Genomic DNA, 17,367 nt, shown 5'->3' with positions numbered 1-17,367 from the left:
GGTTAAGCGCATCAGCGCTTAACCCCTTTTTTCTTGCCCCGAGATTGCCATGACCATGACAGAACAGCTGAGCGCATTGAGCTCGATTCTTGCTCGAAGTGATTTGCACAGCCTGTTCCAGCCAATCGTGTCGCTGACGGAACGTCGCATCCTGGGTTACGAAGCGCTCACCCGCGGCCCGTCCAACAGTATCCTGCACTCCCCCGTCAGCCTGTTCGCCGTAGCCCGCCACGCCGGACGGCTAAGCGAGCTGGAAATGGCGTGCCGGGAAAGCGCCTGTCGCCGGTTCAGCGAGCAAAAGCTGGAGGGCAAGCTGTTTCTCAACATCTCTCCCGAATCCTTGCTGGAGGCTGCACACCCGCCTGGCCGGACACTAGAGTTGTTGCAACGCTACGACATCGCGCCGAGCAAGGTCGTGATCGAACTGACCGAGCAAACGCCCACAGAAGACTTCGAGCTTCTATACACCGCCCTGCACCACTATCGAGACATGGGGTTTTCCATTGCCATGGACGATCTGGGTGCCGGCTATTCCAGCCTGCGTTTGTGGTCAGAACTGCGCCCCGACTACGTGAAGATCGATCGCCATTTCATCGACGGCATTCACCAGGATGCCGTCAAACGTGAGTTTGTCGGCTCGATGCTACAAATGGCCAAAGCTTCACGCGCCTCGGTCATCGCCGAAGGTATCGAATTGCCGGAAGAGCTCGCGGTACTGAGTGAAATGGGTGTGGAGCTGGTGCAGGGCTACCTGCTGTGTCGCCCACAGGAACAACCGCCTCGCGACGCACGCACTTTGCTACCCAAGCTGGACGCACTGGCGACCCCCACCCTGGCAGACGAAGGCAGCGATTTGAGCGCCCTACTCAGTGAACAACCCGCCGTTGAGCAGAGCACCCCGACCGCAGCAGTGCTGGAAGCCTTTCGCAAACAGGCAGCGTTGAACTCCATGGCGGTGGTGGATGATCAGGGCCGACCGTGCGGTATCGTGCACCGGCATTCGCTGTCCGAGGTGCTGCTCAAACCCTTTGGCACCGAGTTATTCGCCCGCAAGCCGATCAGCCGCCTGATGAGCGATGATTTTCTCGCGGTCGAACTGAACCAGTCTCTGCAAAAAGTCAGTCGTTTGTTGACCAGTCGGGCCCGTCAACGCATCGAAGAAGACTTCATCATCACCTTGAACGGCAACTATCTGGGGCTTGGCCGGGTGATCGATGTCCTCAAGCTGATTACCGAGTTGAAGATCCAGCAGGCGCGTTATGCCAACCCGTTAACGTTGCTGCCGGGCAATGTGCCGATCCAGCAGTGTCTGACGCGCTTGCTGCAACAGGGGCGCGAATCGATGATCTGCTATGTGGACATCGACAGCTTCAAGCCTTTCAACGACATCTACGGTTACGGTCGGGGTGATGAGGTTTTACTGTGTCTCGCGCAGTGCCTGAATGACCGTATCGACCCCAGTCAGGACTTCGTCGGCCATATTGGCGGCGACGACTTCCTGATGGTGCTCGGCTCCGAAGACTGGCAGAAACGCCTTAATCTGCTGCTGGAGGACTTTCAGAATCAATGTCGACGCTTCTATCGCGCCGAGCACCTTGAGGCAGGCTGCTTCATCGCGTCCAATCGACAAGGGCAGCGTCAGGAATTCCCGCTGCTGTCACTGTCCATCGGTGTGATTCATCTGCACCCCGAGTCATGCGCCGACCTGGACGCCAGCCAGCTGGCCGAACTCGCCTCGGAAGCCAAGCATCACGCCAAAGACATCATTGGCGCGAGCGTACATGTGATTGATACGCGGGAGTTGGGGTGCTGATGGGCTGATGGGCTGATGGGCTGATGGGCTGCGCACAATCCCCGGCGGGGGGCGGTGCTTATATGGACCTACGCCATCCAGTGGGACCGAATTTATTCGGGAAGGCGGCACTTCAGGCGATACACAGGTTGCGGATGTACCGGCCTCTTCGCGAATGAATTCGCTCCCGCAAGAACTGTATTTTCAGGCCAACACAGAATTCGCCACAGAAGGATCTCATTCCAGCGTGGCAAATCCAGATCGCTACTCGGGATAGCTGAACTCAAAAACCCGAACGACTTCCGATGCATGCCATGACGCCGCGGCAACGCCATCCGACGGCCCCGAAAACCGTCCCAAACGCTCAACGCACTCAAAAAAGCCAGTACGCGGTAAACGACTCGCGCCCTGGCTGATCACCAGCGAGCTGCGCAACGGTTGCTCTGCCTTGGCGTCGATAGCCGCCAGGTGTTCAAGCGCGGCGGTCAGGGTCTGCATGGCCGGGCTAGGCAACTGCAAACGCTCCAGCAATGCCCGATAGGTCAACAAATGACGTTGTCTGCGAGCCTGATCCAGTTCAGCCAACAGCCCATCCCAGTGCTGACGACTGATACGCACACTCATGACTCCCCCCTCCAGCCAACCACACCCAGTTCCCAGGCAAGGCTACGGAGAATAGCGGCATCCGGCTTGCGCTCGCCGCTTTCGATCATGTCCAGATACGACGGACTGATACCGACGGTTCTGGCCAGTTGCGCCACTTCCAGTCCCTTCGCGGCACGCAGCGTAGCCAGTTGCTCAAGCCCGGGTAACTCGGCAGCCTCGGCGACACTCGCTACCGATGCGGACGCTGTTTCAGCGCCCGACGGGGTGGAGAAACCGGCTGCCTGCAGCAAAGCCTGATACTGAGCCCACGGCAGAACTGCGTACTCCGGCTCCCCATCACGAGAAATAACCTGCAGATCCATACGACCCCCATGTAGGACAACTACACACATCGAGTAAGTTTATTCTGATGCTGGCATCTTAACAGCGGTCTGGGACTCCCCGCCCACCTGAATACGCCCCCGGTATCCTGTACGGCCAGTCTCTTGGGTCAGTCCTTGGCTTTTTCCTGCTCCAGCAAGGCTGCTGTCGCCGGAAGACGCTCAACCACAATCAGCTTCTCGGGTGACTGACGCGCACGCCAGGCGCGAAAGGCGTTGAGCTCGGCATCCAGACTCTTCATGACCCATGCCAGCACGGCAATATCGTCAAGCATGCCGATCCCCGGGATCCAGTCGGGTACGGCGTCCAGCGGGCTCAGGAAGTACATTAACCCCGCCACGATCGACAGGATCGCCTTGGGACTGATTGCTCGATACTCGCCTCTCCAGTACGCCAGGCATAACGCCTGCAGCAAGCGCAAATCATCTTTTATCTTGCCCAGACGACTGCCTTCGGCCGAGCCTTTGCGCGCCACGGCAAATAACAGACCTGGCAAGCGGCCAGCAGCAATCAGCCGCCGTGCCATGGGTAGATACCGGAGCAAATTCCAGGGTGCTTTCATGTCCACTCCCGTTGAGTGTCGTCCGTTGCCGATAAACACCCATCCTACAAAAGGGGGTGCCTGATACTCAAAAAGGTTATCCACACAACTTGTGGATAACCTTGTGAACAGAGCCCTTTTTTCAGGCCACAAGCCACGTTTTACATGGTCCGGAGTCAAATCGGGCGTTTTTTAGTCACATAAAAAAAGCTAGAAAAATCGTTGACTTGAGGCTGTCCAGAAGTTACCCACAGCCACTGTCACAAAGTGTTGGATCGTCTGACAAGGCTCTGATGCCTTGACGCGTGTCATGTTACTCCGACTACGCCCATGCAGATCCGTTCGACCAGAAACGACAACGCCCCGTCGAAACGGGGCGTTGTGTTGAAGCCGGTGCGTCGCTTATTTGGAAGCGGGAGCAGCCGGTTCTTCGTCGGCGTCAGGTGCGCCCGCAGCTGCAGGGTCTTTGATACCCAGCAGTTCCAGGTCGAATACCAGTACCGAGTTGGCAGGGATCGTCGGGCTAGGGCTCTGTGCGCCGTAAGCCAGATCGCTCGGGATGAAGAGCTTGATCTTTTCGCCAACGTGCATCAGTTGCAGGCCTTCGACCCAACCCGGGATCACGCCACTGACTGGCAGATCAATCGGGCTGCCGCGCTCTACGGAGCTGTCGAATACCTTGCCATCAGTCAGCTTGCCTTCGTAGTGAACAGTCACTACGTCGGTTGGCTTAGGCTGAGGGCCATCGGCTTTCTTGACGATTTGATACTGCAGGCCAGAAGCGGTGGTGACTACACCTTCCTTCTTGCCGTTTTCTTCGAGGAATTTCTTGCCGGCAGCTGCCGACTCTTCGCTCATTTTGGCCATACGCTCTTCGGCACGCTTCTGCAGCGCCGAGAATGCTTCAACCAGTTCTTCGTCTTTCAGTTTCTGATCTTTCTTGCCGACGGCATCTTCGATACCCAGTGCTACGGCTTTGGAGTCCAGATCGTCCATGCCTTCCTGAGCCAGGCTTTTGCCCATGTTCAGACCAATGCCATAGGACGCTTTTTGTGCCGGGGTTTTCAGCTCAACAGTGCTGGCTTGCTTATCACAACCTGCGAGTACCAGACCGACCAGGGCAATCGCCGCTGCCAACCGATGCTGTTTCATTCTGATTCCTTGTTCATGCGCCAATAGGGCAAACGAGTAAAGCCGCGAGCTTATCAGGGTGCCGCGATCAATGGCTACCGGCATGAGAGGCAGAAAATGCAGATAAGTTCAGGTATCCAAAGGTTTTCTTGGCAAGAGCGTGGGATGTTCAGTTGGGGTTCAGGTCTGGGCGACAATCTGGCTGGCAGGGACCTCACCTTCGTATAGTGCATTTAGTGCATTTTGCGTACATATCCGTTTCTGGGGTAACGGCTGATATTGGTTGCGCTTCTACAGCGCCTCACTTTTGATGGAGCCGGAAGCCGGCTCAGCCAAAAGTAAGCAAAACGCTCGTGCCCCACCACTCGGCACCTCGGTTTACCCGCCCGCAGATCCTGAACCGTGGGCCGCTGCAATGGGCCATCCATGGCCCGATGCGGCTAAACCGGCATCCTTGCCACTCTTCAACTCAAGAGCGCCCCACGCTTCAGAATCTACGTTCGGCCAGCGTGGTTTAACGGGGCGCCTCAGATCAAAATCAAAAGCAGATCAAAAAAACAGGAGAAACGCAGTGATTCCGGCGTTTTTTTCAAGCTAGTTGTCGTGCCTCCCTGATCGGCCCGCAGGCAAGGCAATTCAACATTGATTCTCATTAACATTAAAACCTATACTCCTCCCCCCGCGATTCAATCGGTCTAAGGGTGACTTAATGTTCGATCTGGAAAACGTCAGCCTCAACGTCACCGAGCGCACTCTGCTCCAACCCCTCAGCATGCAACTGCCCCATGGCCAGATGATCGGCCTGATCGGTCACAACGGCTCGGGCAAATCGACCCTGCTCAAACTGTTGGCCCGTCAGCTGCAACCTTCCTCAGGAACGATCAGCCTGGACGGCAAGCCGCTGAGCAGTTGGAACAGTCGCGATTTCGCCCGTCAGGTCGCTTACCTGCCCCAACAATTGCCGCAGACCGACAGCTTGAATGTCCGCGAACTGGTCGCTTTTGGGCGTTACCCCTGGCATGGGGCGCTGGGTCGCGTGACGCGCGAAGACAACATGCACATTGATCGTGCGCTGGAACTGACCGACACCGACACCTTTGCCGAACGAATGGTCGACCAGTTGTCCGGTGGCGAGCGCCAACGGGTCTGGCTGGCCATGTTGCTGTCGCAAAACAGCCGTTTCCTGCTGCTCGACGAGCCGACGTCTGCACTGGACATCGCCCATCAGGTGGAAGTGCTCGGCAGGGTCAAGACCCTTAGCCGCGAACTCAACCTCGGGGTGCTGGTGGTCTTGCATGACGTCAATATGGCAGCTCGTTATTGCGACCATCTGCTGGCACTGCACGGTGGACGTTTGCTCGCCCAGGGCAGTCCAAGCCAGTTGATGCGCAGTGAAATCCTGCAAGACATTTATGGCATTGCGATGGGCGTGCTGCCCAACCCTGTCGACGGTTCACCGATCAGCTACCCGATCTGACTGATTGAGATGAATAATTGAGCGCTGCGCGATGGTTTACCGCCCGGCAGTGCCAAGGGCGGCTAGAGGGTGATCATTTCCGGCGGCGGCTCGTCGATCAAAGGACAGTTATCACAATGAGCCAGCGTGTCCAGACGATAGCGAATGCAGCAGACTCGCCGTTGACGCCAGCGTCCGTCTGCGCGCAGGTCACAGGACACGGGTTCGTAGCGAATCGGAAAAAACAGCGGATTGCGTGAGCCGTCCGGGCGCCATTCGGTTTCCAGCAGTGCCTTGCCATCCGCCAATAGATGCGGCGGCAGCGGCACTCGCGCCATTTCACCGATAAACCACTCGAAATAGTTACCGGCGTTGCTCCACAGCACTTTGGGTGAGAGCTTGACCTCACTGGCCAGGCCCTGCACAAAAGGCTGCAAGTGGGTGTCGATCAGGTCGCTGAAACGTTGGAACGGATCGCTCGGCGGGCTACTGAACACCTCGCCGTCGCCCGTCAGCTTGAAGGCTTCAGGCAGGCCCTGTGCATCAAGCACCACCTCGACGTCAGCAAAGTCCAACGGCAGGCGACGGCCAAGTACCAGAGCAGCAGCCACCACCGGCGGAATCAGCTTGACCAGATAATACTTCGACCATTGTGACGCCAGGGCGCGACGGTCCTGGCCCGCGTGTTCCGGTGAAAAACGCTGCAGCACAGGCTCCAGATACTCAGGCTGCAACAGCCGCGTGGAAGCAATCGAGGGCCGAGGGTCATCACGCGTTACCAGCACGTCGCGATAGCTTGCGAACTGCCCCATGAACAGCGGCGCAAGGGCAGCAATCATACTTGCGCCCCGCGCTGCCTGGAGTCGGGAGTGATCACGGCCAGGTGAAATAACGTCAACATAACCGGCATTGCTCGAAGAACACTTCGCGGCTCTGCACCATCAGCGCAGCCAATGCCCACGGTGCGAAATTCAGTTGTGACGGCTCGCGATCATGCGGCACCTGCCAGACATCGCCGTCACGCGCCACTTCAAGCAGCGGCTTATCGTCGACCAGCAACATAAGGAAGCGCTCGCCTGCATCGGCGAACAGTCGGCGCCCATCGGGCAGTAACAACGTTCCGTTGGTAGAGTTGCAGGACATGGCAGGACCACCTCGGGCCGCGAAATAATGCGCATTGAAAAACAGCGCCCCCGGTTCGTATGACGCTCAGGGGCGCTGAGGATTTAGTCCGGATGTGTAAATCACACCGCAGTCACAGTCGCTCAGGCACTTCGTGCCGCCAGGCTCTTCGTATCGCGATTGATGCTTTTGCCACCCTTTGGCTGATCGAAAATCGACGCAGCGATCTCCGCAGCACGCATCGGCAACACCGACAGCAGCGTGTCACTAAGGCCGTGGCTGTCCTGGCTGAAGCCCTGCATGTAGATGCCCGCACGCAGACGCGGATCGGTTTTCAAACGGTAATCGCGACCCACTTCATAGTCGGCGAGGTAATCCTTGAGCGGCGCGAGCAGCTCGCGATGGGAGCTGCGCTGATAACCGGTAGCCAGAATCACCACGTCATAACGGCGTTGCTCGGTCGCGCCGGTGGCGCTGTCGCGCAGGGTCAGTTCGATGCCGTTGCTGTCGGCACCGGCCAACTCGACAGTGCGCCGGCTAAGAAACGCATGACGCTGCTGGTTGGCAACTTTCTGTCGGTAAAAAATCGAATAGATCGACTCGATCAGGTTGAGATCCACCACCGAATAGTTGGTGTTGTGGTATTCCTGGATCAACTTTTCACGCTCTGCCTGCGGCTCGTTGAACACCAGATCGGTATAGCTCGGCGCGAAGATTTCGTTGACGAAAGGGCTGTCATCCGCTGGTTTTAGCACCGCTGCACGCAGAATCATGTCGACCTGCGCCGAAGGGTAGCTGTCATTCAGGTCAATGAACGCCTCGGCCGCACTCTGCCCGCCGCCAATCACCGCAATGCGCATCAACGGGTTCTTCAGGCATGGCTGTTTGGCGATACTTTCCAGGTAGCGCGAGTGGTGGAACACACGCGCGTCGTTACGCAGATGACTGAACGCCGCCGGGATACGTGGCGTCCCACCGGTACTGACGACCACGGAGCGCGCCAGACGGAAACGCTCCTGACCCCGCACATCGGTGGACAGCACTTTGAGCAGTTCTATGCCATCAGGACCTTGCACGGGCTCAACGCGGGAAACTTCTTCGCCATAGGCGCACTGCTCGGAAAATTGTCGGGCCACCCAGCACAGATAGTCGTTGTATTCCATACGGCACGGATAAAGTGTGCCCAGGTTTATGAAGTCGATCAGTCGGTCGTGTTTGTGCAGGTAATTCACGAAACTGAAAGGGCTGGTCGGGTTACGCAAGGTGACCAGATCCTTGAGGTAGGAAATCTGTAACTCGCTCTGGGTGACGAGGGTGTTGCCATGCCAGCGGTAGTCGTGCTGCTTGTCGAGGAAAAGCGCCTGATAATTGCGCCCCTGCTGCAGAGCCTGTTCCTGCAAAGCAATCGCCAGCGCCAGATTAGACGGACCAAAGCCAATGCCAAGTACGTCGTAGGTCGGTGAGATCAACTGAGTCATGATGCCAGTGTCCTGTTTCACGGTAGCTGTGGAGCACGACGCGGGCCGGAATAAATCTTCCTCACCGTGAGGGTGGCGTTACTCCGCCTTCACGGCGCAGCCTGCCTTTTCCAACACCTGCGCATCGGCCAGAAGAAGCGCTTTCAAAAGTGCATTCAAAGGTAGTGACGAGAGCGCTCGGAAAAACTTTAGTAATGTTTCTCATTTGCGTATCGGGCCGCAGTAGTGGATCGCTAAGTTAAAGCGCAGTCGACCCGCCCCTCGCAGGCAGTATCGGCAGGCGATTCGCTTTATCCGGGAAGGGGCCGGTACATCCAATACACCTTTATCGCCGGAAATGCCGCCTTCCCGGATAAATTCGGTCCCAGTCAGGGCAGTGCCGGCTGCGCGACAGCGCGGTGTCAAAGACACCACTGCCCCGCTTAGCAAACACCGCATAAACCTTTGAATTCGTGATGTTTTCTTGCAGCAGCGAGCCTGTTCATGACAGGGCTGGCCCAGACGAAGAATCCCGCACCACAAAAGGCGAATTGCCAGCATGCAATTTTTCTTAAATTTTCCTTCGCTCACTCGTCTTAACAAAAATGATTCGGATTGGCGTTGCCTCTCAGGGCCAAAGCACCGATCAGCCCTTGAATTCCAGCGTGCCCGACGGTGGCCGCAGAGCCCAGGAAAAAATGATGCAGACTCCCCCACAAAGCACCCTTGGTGAGCTTTTCAAGCTACTGCGGCCGTTCTGGCCACAGTTGCTGATGGCGACGGTCCTCGGCATCATCGGCGGCGCCAGCATTACTGCGCTACTTGCCACCATCAACCACAGCCTGAATGCCGAAGGTGGCATGCAATCAGGCTTGCTGGCAGGGTTTGCCGGCCTCTGCGTGCTGGCGCTGTTGGGATCGATCATTTCTGACATCGGCACCAACTATGTCGGGCAGCACTCCATCGCACGGTTACGTAAAGAGCTGGGCAGCAAGATCATCTCCGCCCCTATCGAGCAGATCGAGCGCTATCGCAGTCATCGCCTGATCCCGGTACTGACGCACGACATCGATACCATCAGCGACTTTGTGTTCGCCTTTGCACCGCTGGCGGTATCGCTGACGGTCTGCCTGAGCTGCCTGGGCTACCTGGCGGTCTTGTCGCTGCCGATGTTCCTCACCACCGCGGTCGCCATCATCATTGGCAGCGCCATCCAGTTTCTGGTGCGCAGCCGTGGCATCCGTGGGTTCTTTCAGGCCCGCGAAGAAGAAGACGAACTGCAAAAGCACTACCGTGCCCTGGCTGAAGGCGCCAAGGAGCTGCGTATCAGCCGCCCGCGCCGCTTCCAGCACTACAACGAGCGCCTGCAAGGCACCATTGATCGCATCTGCGATATCCAGGTTCGTTCGATCAACCTGTTTGTGGTCGCCAAAGGCTTCGGCTCCACCCTGTTCTTCATCGTCATAGGCCTGGCTCTGGCCTATGAGTCAATCTGGCCGAGCACCGATAGAGCCACCCTCAGCGGCTTTATTCTGGTGTTGCTGTACATGAAAGGCCCGCTTGAGCATCTGGTCGGCAACCTGCCCATCGTCAGTCGTGCCCAAGTTGCTTTCCGGCGCATTGCCGAGCTGTCGATTCGGTTCTCTTCTCCGGAGCCCAACCTGCTGTTGCGCGACGATGAGCGCAAAACCCTGGACATTGAGCAGATCGAACTGCGTGACCTGAGCTACCACTACCCTACCGAAGACGGCAGCACTGGTTTTGGTGTCGGTCCGCTCAACCTGACCATCCAGCGCGGTGAGATTCTGTTTATTGCGGGCGAAAACGGCTGCGGTAAAACCAGCATGATCAAACTGCTATTGGGCCTTTATGTGCCACAGAGCGGCCAGGTATTGATTGATGGAAAACCTGTCGACGACAGCAACCGCGACGACTATCGCCAGCTGTTCACGACTATTTTTGCCGACTACTTCCTGTTCGAAGACCTGCTCAAGGACAGTGCTGAAATCCCCGCCGAAGCCAACCGCTATCTGGAACGGCTGGAAATTGCCCACAAGGTCTCACTGAACGACCACAGCTATTCCACCACCGACCTGTCCACCGGTCAGCGCAAACGCCTGGCTCTGGTTCAAGCCTGGTTAGAGAAGCGCCCGGTGCTGGTGTTCGATGAGTGGGCCGCAGACCAGGACCCTGAGTTCCGGCGCATTTTCTACACCGAGTTGCTGCCGGAGCTGCGCGCCCAGGGCAAGACCTTGATCGTGATTTCTCACGACGATCGCTACTTCGATGTCGCCGACCGATTACTGCGGATGAGCGCGGGGAAAATCGTCGAGGTCCAGCGCAATAACAAGGACACCTCGTCAACCAGCCCCGACGTCGCACTCACCTGATCCGTCACGGCGCCCCTGATTACAGTGGCGCCGTAGTTGTAAAAAAGCTGTCTGTCATCGCCAACACCAAAAAACTAAAAAAACTAAAAAAGTTTTATTAAAAACCAGTATCCAGGAGCGTAAAAATTGATTGGTAAAAGCAAGCCCCCAACCCTCAAACACCCGACCAGCCATCTGGCAATGTTGATCAGCAGCGCCGCCCTGGGTCTGGCGCTGACCGCCACCAACGCAATTGCCGCACCGGTGCGCATCGATATTCCGGCGCAACCGCTGGGTTCGGCGCTGATCAGTCTCGGTACACAGTCTGACTTGCAGATCGTGTTCAACCCGGATCAATTGCAGAACCTGCGCAGCCCCGAGCTGCACGGCGAAATTGAACCAACGCAAGCACTGAACTCGCTGCTCCGTGGGACGGGCATCCAGTATCAGATAGAAGGCAGCCGGGTCACCTTGCTTGCCGCGGCACCGACCAGCGGCCCACTGACCATGCCCGACCAGATCATTTCCGGTCGCGCGGCGGTGCCAGAGGGGTACGAGAGCTACGTTCCGAAAACCAGCAACAGCGCCAGCAAGACCAATACGCCGCTGATCGAGATCCCGCAGTCCATCTCCGTGGTCACCCGCAAGCAGATGGAAGACCAGGGCGCGCAAACCGTCACGGATGCGTTGCGTTACGTCCCGGGCGTCAAAGTCGAAGCTTATGGTCTGGATCCGAAAGGTTTCGACTGGCTGTATATTCGCGGTTTCAACGGTCAGTCCACCAGCGACTACCTCAATGGCCTGCGTCAGCAGAACAACAGCTATGCGTTCTTCCGCAGCGAACCTTATGCGTTTGACCGTATCGACGTGGTAAAAGGCCCTTCTTCGACCCTGTTCGGCCAAGGTGACGCTGGCGGCATCATCAACCGCGTCAGCAAGAAACCCGAAGTCAACCATGTCAACGAAGTACAGCTTTCAGTCGGCAACTATGACCGCCGACAAGGCCAGTTCGACCTTGGTGGCGCACTGGATGATCAGCAACACTTCCTTTATCGCGTCGTCGGATCGGTACGGGACTCCAACACGCAGGTGGACTACGACGATGGCCACGAAGTCAAAGACGACCGCCTGTACATCGCGCCATCCTTCACCTGGGCACCGGACGAAGACACCAGCCTGACGTTCCTCAGCGACTTCCTGCGTGACCGTAACGGCGGCTCGCTGTTTGCTTACAGCACGCCGAACGGGCACACCACCAATACGCTGATGGGTGATCACAGCTTCAACCACCTGAATCAGGATCAGTACAGCTTCGGTTATGAGTTCCGTCATCGTTTCGACGACACCTGGGAATTCCGCCAGAACGCCCGCTATGGTCAGGTAGACGTGATCTTCCAGAACCTGCTGCCGTTCAGTGTTGACGTCGGCACCGGAAACACCATTCGCGGCGCAGACCGTTTTGATCAGCACATGAACACTTTTGCGCTGGACAACCAGTTGCAGGCTGACTTCCAGACCGGCCCGTTCACGCACAAGCTGCTGACCGGCGTGGATTACACCTGGCAGGACGCGGACGTCACTCGCTGGCGCGTGCGCGGCCCGGACCTGAACGTCTACAACCCGGTCTACGGCCAGCCGGTGACCCGCCCAACCCAGGCCAACAGCATCGGCTCGATCAACTATGACCAGAGCATTGAGCAGATCGGTGGCTACATTCAAGACCAGATCAAGTTCGACGATCACTGGATCCTGACCGCAGGCGGTCGCTACGACTATGTGCGCAATGACCTGGATAACTACGCCGGTGCCTCGTCGAACCAGAAAGACAACGCCTTTACTGGCCGTCTGGGCCTGACCTACCTGACCGAGTTCGGCCTGGCGCCGTACGTCAGCTATTCCGAGTCCTTTGCGCCTAATACTGGCCTGGACAGCAGCGGTAACGCCTTTGATTCGAGCGAAGCGCATCAGTGGGAAGCGGGTGTCAAATACCAGCCTACCGACGATATCCTGATGACCCTGGCAGCCTACGACCTGACCAAGACCAACGTACTGACCCAGGAACTGGGCAATCCCGGTTTCTCGGTCGCCAGTGGCGAACAGCAGTCGCGCGGTATCGAAGCCGAGGTCAAGGCCAAACTGGACCAGAACTGGGACCTGATTGCGTCCTACACCTACACCAAGGCCGAGATCACCAAGAGCAACCGTGGCGACGAGGGTAATCGTCCGGCAAACGTGCCCAAGCACATGGCTTCAGCCTGGCTGAACTACACCTTCCACGACACGATCCTTAATGGCCTCAGCCTGGGTGGCGGCGCACGTTATACCGGCGTGCTCTACGGCGATAACGCCAACACCTTCCACATCGACAACTACACCCTGTTCGACGCGGGCGCGAGCTACCCGCTCAACAAGAGCGTGACTGTGTCGGTCAATGCCCAAAACCTGCTCGACGAGAAATACTCAGCCACTTGCGATGACTCGTACGAGTGCTACCCGGGCATGCGCCGCACCTTGCTGACCAGCGTGAAATACAAATGGTGATCAACGCCTGATCTTTCACGGGTATACGTCTGTCCGCGCAGCACAATGCTGCGTCGGGCAGGCAGCGCCTGTCAGTGCGTTGCTGAACCCTCAGCCGGGCTCCTTTGATCAAGGGGCCCGGTGTCGTTTCTGGAGGATCACGATGAGCCGTTACCACCGAGGAGGACGAACATGCCTCTGACCCGACGTCACCTGCTTAAGCGATTTGCCGTGGGCGGCCTTGCGCTGACCAGCGGTCTGCCCACCATGAGCCTCTTCGCCGCCCCGCTGCAACGTATCATCGCCATCAACTGGGCTGCCGCCGAAACGCTGTTGACGCTGGGAGTCACGCCACTGGCGATCTCCGACGGCAGTTATTACAGCCGACGCATGCCCACTGCGCCACTGCCTCCCGAAGTCCTCGACGTGGGCCCCTACTGGGAACCCAATCTTGAATTGATCAAAGAACTCTCCCCGCAATTGATCCTCAGCGATCAAATGCCGCCTGCCATCGCCCGCTCGCTGCAGGGCATTGCGCCCACCGAAGTGGTCGATGTCTACCCCAGCGCCGTTAGCGTCTGGACCAGCGCCACTGGCTTCATGACCAGGCTCGCAGCCCGTATCGACCGCCAGCAACAGGCCGCAAGCTGGATCGCCGCTGGTGAAACCCGTCTCGCTCAACTGCGCGCACAACTGGCGCAACGCCCTCAGCCGCCGATCTGTGTGGCAGTGCTCAATCAGGACGGTCGCCATGCGACGGTCTACGGCAAGAACAGCATGATTCAGGACGTGCTCGACCGGCTCGGTCTGGTCAATGCCTGGCAAGGCCCAAGCAGCGCCATGGGCATTGCCCTGATTGGCGTCGAACGACTCGCCGAAACCCCGGACGCGCACCTGCTGTACATCGAAATTCCGACGACGTTGGCGCGACTGCAGAGTCTGCGCCAGACCAACGCGCTGTGGGAAAACCTGCCCGCAGTGCGACGCGGCAACACCCTGGCGCTGGGTAAATTCTTCCCTTACGGCGCGGCTGCCTCGGCACTCAACCTGGCCGAATTGATCGGCACGTACCTGAGCCATCGCGGAGAACAAGAGCATGCTTGAACCGGCTATCGGCCTGACGGCCCCTCGCCCTGCGCTGTTCCAGGGACCTCTGCCCTGGGTTCTGGTGCTGGCCTTGCTGGCGGTGCTGATCGCGGTGCATGGCTTACAGGCCCTGCTGCCCAGCGCGCTGTGGTGGCAGGCACTGTGGACCCCAGACCTGGACGACGGCCGTCAGGTCCTGCTGCATTTCAGCTTCGCACCACGCCTGCTGGTCAGCCTGATGGTAGGGGCTGCGTTAGGGCTGGCGGGGACGCTGTTTCAGCAGATTCTGCGCAACCCGCTGGCCGAGCCGGTCACGCTCGGCGTGGCGGCCGGAGCCAATCTGGCCCTGTCGATTGCCACTATCGCCGCACCTGCCCTGCTGCTGCATGGCCTGGAGGGAGTGACGCTGGTCGGTGCCGGGCTGGCCACGCTGGCGCTGTTCGCCTTCGCCTGGAGCCGCACGATGTCTTCGCTGCGTTTTATCCTCGCGGGCATGGTGATCAGCCTGTATTGCAACGCCATCAATTCACTGCTGGTGTTGTTCAACCATGACTACCTCGTCGACCTGCTGCTCTGGCAAGCCGGTTCACTCAACCAGAGTGGCTGGGAAGGCGTGACTTATCTGGCGCCTCGTCTGGCAGTCGCCGCACTGATTGCCGGTTTGCTCGCCAGGCCTCTGGCCGTGCTGGGGCTTGAAGACCAGAGCGCGGCCAGCCTTGGGGTTTCGCTGCGGACCACGCGCACCTTGGGGCTAGTAGTCGCCGTGGCACTCAGCGCCTTCGTTACCAGTGCCGTCGGCATCATCGGTTTTGTCGGCCTCGCAGCGCCAGCCATCGCCCGCCTCAGCGGGGCGCGCACCTTGCGCCAACGGCTAATATGGGCACCGTTGATGGGCGCAGCGCTGTTGTGTCTGGTGGACCAGTGCGCGCGTGAGCTGTCACGATTTGTCGGTGAAGTGCCGGCCGGCATTCTCACCGCCGTGTTTAGCGTGCCGCTGTTGCTTTGGTTGCTCAAGCGCCAGCGCAGCGGCGGCATCGTCGCGCAGCAGGGCAGCACGTGGCGCAGGTTGCACAACACTGGCCGGTACATCAGCGTCGGTGCAGTACTGCTCTTGTTGCTGGTCATACCGGCAATCAGCCTGGGCATCGGCTTGCACGGCTGGCACTGGAGCGGCCCGGAGCAATTCGACGGCGCGTTGCAATGGCGATTGCCACGGGTAATGGGTTCGCTCAGCGCCGGAGTCATGTTGGCGGTGGCTGGTTTGCTGATCCAGCGTCTGACCGGCAACCCGATGGCCAGCCCGGAAGTACTGGGTGCCAGCTCCGGTGCAGCGTTGGGGGTGATGGTGCTATTCCTGTTGGTGCCACAGCCACAGGCCTTGATGGTACCAGCAGCCTGCGCCGGTACCCTGCTCACACTCGGCGCACTGTTCTGGTTCAACTGGCGCAGCGCCTTGAGCCCGGAGCGCCTGTTACTTACCGGGGTCTGCCTGACCACGCTGATGGGGGCGTTGAGCACGCTGTTGATGGCCAGCGGAGATCCGCGCATGACCTTGCTGTTGAGCTGGATGACCGGTTCGACCTATCACGTCGACGGTCCGGCCGCGCTGACGGCGCTGGTAATCGCTGGCGTCATGCTGCTGGTCAGCCTGTTGCTTTCGCGGCCGCTGGACTTGCTGACTCTGGGTGGCGGCACGGCCTCAGCCCTCGGCTTGCCATTGCGTCTCAGCCACCTGGCGATTCTCGGCGTGGCAGCAGTACTGACCGCGACCGCCACGCTGATCGTCGGCCCGCTGAGCTTCGTTGGTTTGATCGCGCCGCACATCGCCCGCCAGCTCGGCGTGCACCGTACTGCGCCGCAGATCTTGCTGAGTGCAATCATCGGCGGACTGATCATGCTCGTAGCCGACTGGCTGGGACGTAATATCGCTTACCCGTGGCCGGTTTCTGCAGGGTTGCTGGCAGCCTTTATCGGTTGTCCGTACTTCCTCTGGCTGATGCACCGCCAGCGGCGCTGATCGGTTGCGCTGCCAATCGTGGCATAGGTATCTACACAACTTTCATGCAGCAATTCTTGTGTACATATCCGTTAACGCGTTAATGGCATGTATTGGTTGCGCTTTTACAGCGCGTCACTTTTGATAGATCCGGAAGCCGGCCCAGACAAAAGTAACCAAAACGCTTTTGCCCCACCACTTGGTGCCTCGCTGTCGCTCGGCATACCCGTAATTCGACATTGCTGCGTGGGGCCGCTGCCACCGGCCATCCATGGCCTGAGGCAGCTAAACCGGCATCCCTGCCGGTTTGCCCCACGCAGCAATGTCGATTTCCGGCCGTCGTGGTTTAACGGGGCGCCTAAGATCAAAATCTAAAGCAGATCTGAAGCAGATCTGAAGCAGAGCCTGGATACATGCGGTTTTTTGTGGGAGCGGTGCTTGCCCGCGATAAGAACAGCGCGGTGTATCCTTCAGACCGCGTCGCCTTTATCGCGGGCAAGCACCGCTCCCACATGAACTGAGTTTGCTGCGCGACAGCGTTGTGTCAGTGGCGTGGGGGGTGCTCCAGAAGGTCGGTAAATTTACACAAACAGGTCGGCTTTCAGGCCGCCGTGTTTTTGATCTGGGGCGCCCCGTTAAACCACGCTGGCCGAACGGAGATTCTGAAGCGTGGGCAACCCGGCAGGACGCCGGGTTAGCTGCACCGGGCCATGGATGGCCCATTGCAGCGGCCCACGGTTCAGGATCTGCGGGCGGGTACACCGAGCGACAGCGAGGGGCCGAGTGGTGGGGTATGAGCCTTTTGCTTACTTTTGGCTGGGCCGGCTTCCGGCTCTTTTCAAAAGTGAGGCGCTGTAAAAGCGCAACCAATAGAAGCCCTTAACGCGGTAGCGGATATGTACGCAAAAAT

At 58.6% G+C, this 17,367-nt stretch carries 13 protein-coding genes; 6 read left to right on the top strand and 7 right to left on the bottom strand.

All coding sequences use genetic code 11. The features are described from left to right. Positions 1-49 precede the first annotated feature (49 nt). Positions 50-1,813 (top strand): bifunctional diguanylate cyclase/phosphodiesterase, encoded by a 1,764-nt coding sequence (locus EE949_RS29180; RefSeq protein ID WP_122667443.1) that lies wholly within the window; start codon positions 50-52, stop codon positions 1,811-1,813. 243 nt (positions 1,814-2,056) lie between these two features. On the opposite strand, the gene EE949_RS29175 is transcribed toward EE949_RS29180, so the two are convergent. From EE949_RS29175 to EE949_RS29160, 4 genes are all read right to left on the bottom strand, one after another. Further along, entirely contained in the window at positions 2,057-2,416 is a 360-nt protein-coding gene (locus EE949_RS29175; RefSeq protein ID WP_027899633.1) for a hypothetical protein, read from the bottom strand. Beyond that, a complete protein-coding gene (locus EE949_RS29170) occupies positions 2,413-2,760 on the bottom strand; it encodes a helix-turn-helix domain-containing protein (protein ID WP_122667442.1) in 348 nt (115 codons plus the stop codon). The genes EE949_RS29175 and EE949_RS29170 overlap by 4 nt, the downstream gene beginning before the upstream one ends. Before the next feature lie 128 nt (positions 2,761-2,888). Next, a complete protein-coding gene (locus EE949_RS29165) occupies positions 2,889-3,341 on the bottom strand; it encodes a YkvA family protein (protein ID WP_122667441.1) in 453 nt (150 codons plus the stop codon). A gap of 381 nt (positions 3,342-3,722) precedes the next feature. Continuing rightward, positions 3,723-4,472, bottom strand: a complete 750-nt coding sequence (locus tag EE949_RS29160; RefSeq protein ID WP_122667440.1) for an FKBP-type peptidyl-prolyl cis-trans isomerase — start codon at positions 4,470-4,472, stop codon at positions 3,723-3,725. Positions 4,473-5,160: 688 nt separating this feature from the next. Between EE949_RS29160 and EE949_RS29155 the strand changes: the two genes are divergently transcribed. Next, positions 5,161-5,928, top strand: coding sequence for an ATP-binding cassette domain-containing protein (locus EE949_RS29155; RefSeq protein WP_122667439.1), 768 nt, complete (start codon positions 5,161-5,163; stop codon positions 5,926-5,928). Positions 5,929-5,990: 62 nt separating this feature from the next. Here EE949_RS29155 and fhuF read toward each other — a convergent pair whose 3' ends face one another. The 3 genes from fhuF to EE949_RS29140 all read right to left on the bottom strand — a co-directional run bounded on the left by fhuF (position 5,991) and on the right by EE949_RS29140 (position 8,507). Then, positions 5,991-6,746, bottom strand: a complete 756-nt coding sequence (gene fhuF / locus EE949_RS29150) for a siderophore-iron reductase FhuF (protein ID WP_122667438.1) — start codon at positions 6,744-6,746, stop codon at positions 5,991-5,993. A 55-nt stretch (positions 6,747-6,801) separates the two neighbouring features. After that, the gene (locus EE949_RS29145) at positions 6,802-7,050 is read right to left on the bottom strand and encodes a hypothetical protein (protein ID WP_122667437.1); all 249 of its coding nucleotides are present in this window, start codon (positions 7,048-7,050) and stop codon (positions 6,802-6,804) included. Positions 7,051-7,172: 122 nt separating this feature from the next. Further along, positions 7,173-8,507 (bottom strand): lysine N(6)-hydroxylase/L-ornithine N(5)-oxygenase family protein, encoded by a 1,335-nt coding sequence (locus tag EE949_RS29140; RefSeq protein WP_122667436.1) that lies wholly within the window; start codon positions 8,505-8,507, stop codon positions 7,173-7,175. A 680-nt stretch (positions 8,508-9,187) separates the two neighbouring features. On the opposite strand from EE949_RS29140, the gene EE949_RS29135 reads away from it, so the two are divergent. From EE949_RS29135 to fhuB, 4 genes are all read left to right on the top strand, one after another. Next, complete coding sequence (locus tag EE949_RS29135; protein WP_162874456.1) at positions 9,188-10,876, top strand: cyclic peptide export ABC transporter; 1,689 nt, start codon at positions 9,188-9,190, stop codon at positions 10,874-10,876. Positions 10,877-11,056: 180 nt separating this feature from the next. Further along, entirely contained in the window at positions 11,057-13,396 is a 2,340-nt protein-coding gene (locus EE949_RS29130) for a TonB-dependent siderophore receptor (protein WP_430735954.1), read from the top strand. A 171-nt stretch (positions 13,397-13,567) separates the two neighbouring features. Continuing rightward, positions 13,568-14,479 (top strand): ABC transporter substrate-binding protein, encoded by a 912-nt coding sequence (locus EE949_RS29125; RefSeq protein WP_122667434.1) that lies wholly within the window; start codon positions 13,568-13,570, stop codon positions 14,477-14,479. Then, a complete protein-coding gene (gene fhuB / locus EE949_RS29120; protein ID WP_122667433.1) occupies positions 14,472-16,478 on the top strand; it encodes a Fe(3+)-hydroxamate ABC transporter permease FhuB in 2,007 nt (668 codons plus the stop codon). Before EE949_RS29125 ends, fhuB begins: the two co-directional genes overlap by 8 nt. Positions 16,479-17,367 lie beyond the last annotated feature (889 nt).

The organism is Pseudomonas viridiflava (assembly GCF_900602065.1).
Lineage (GTDB): Bacteria > Pseudomonadota > Gammaproteobacteria > Pseudomonadales > Pseudomonadaceae > Aquipseudomonas.
This window is presented reverse-complemented; position numbering and strand designations above follow the sequence as displayed.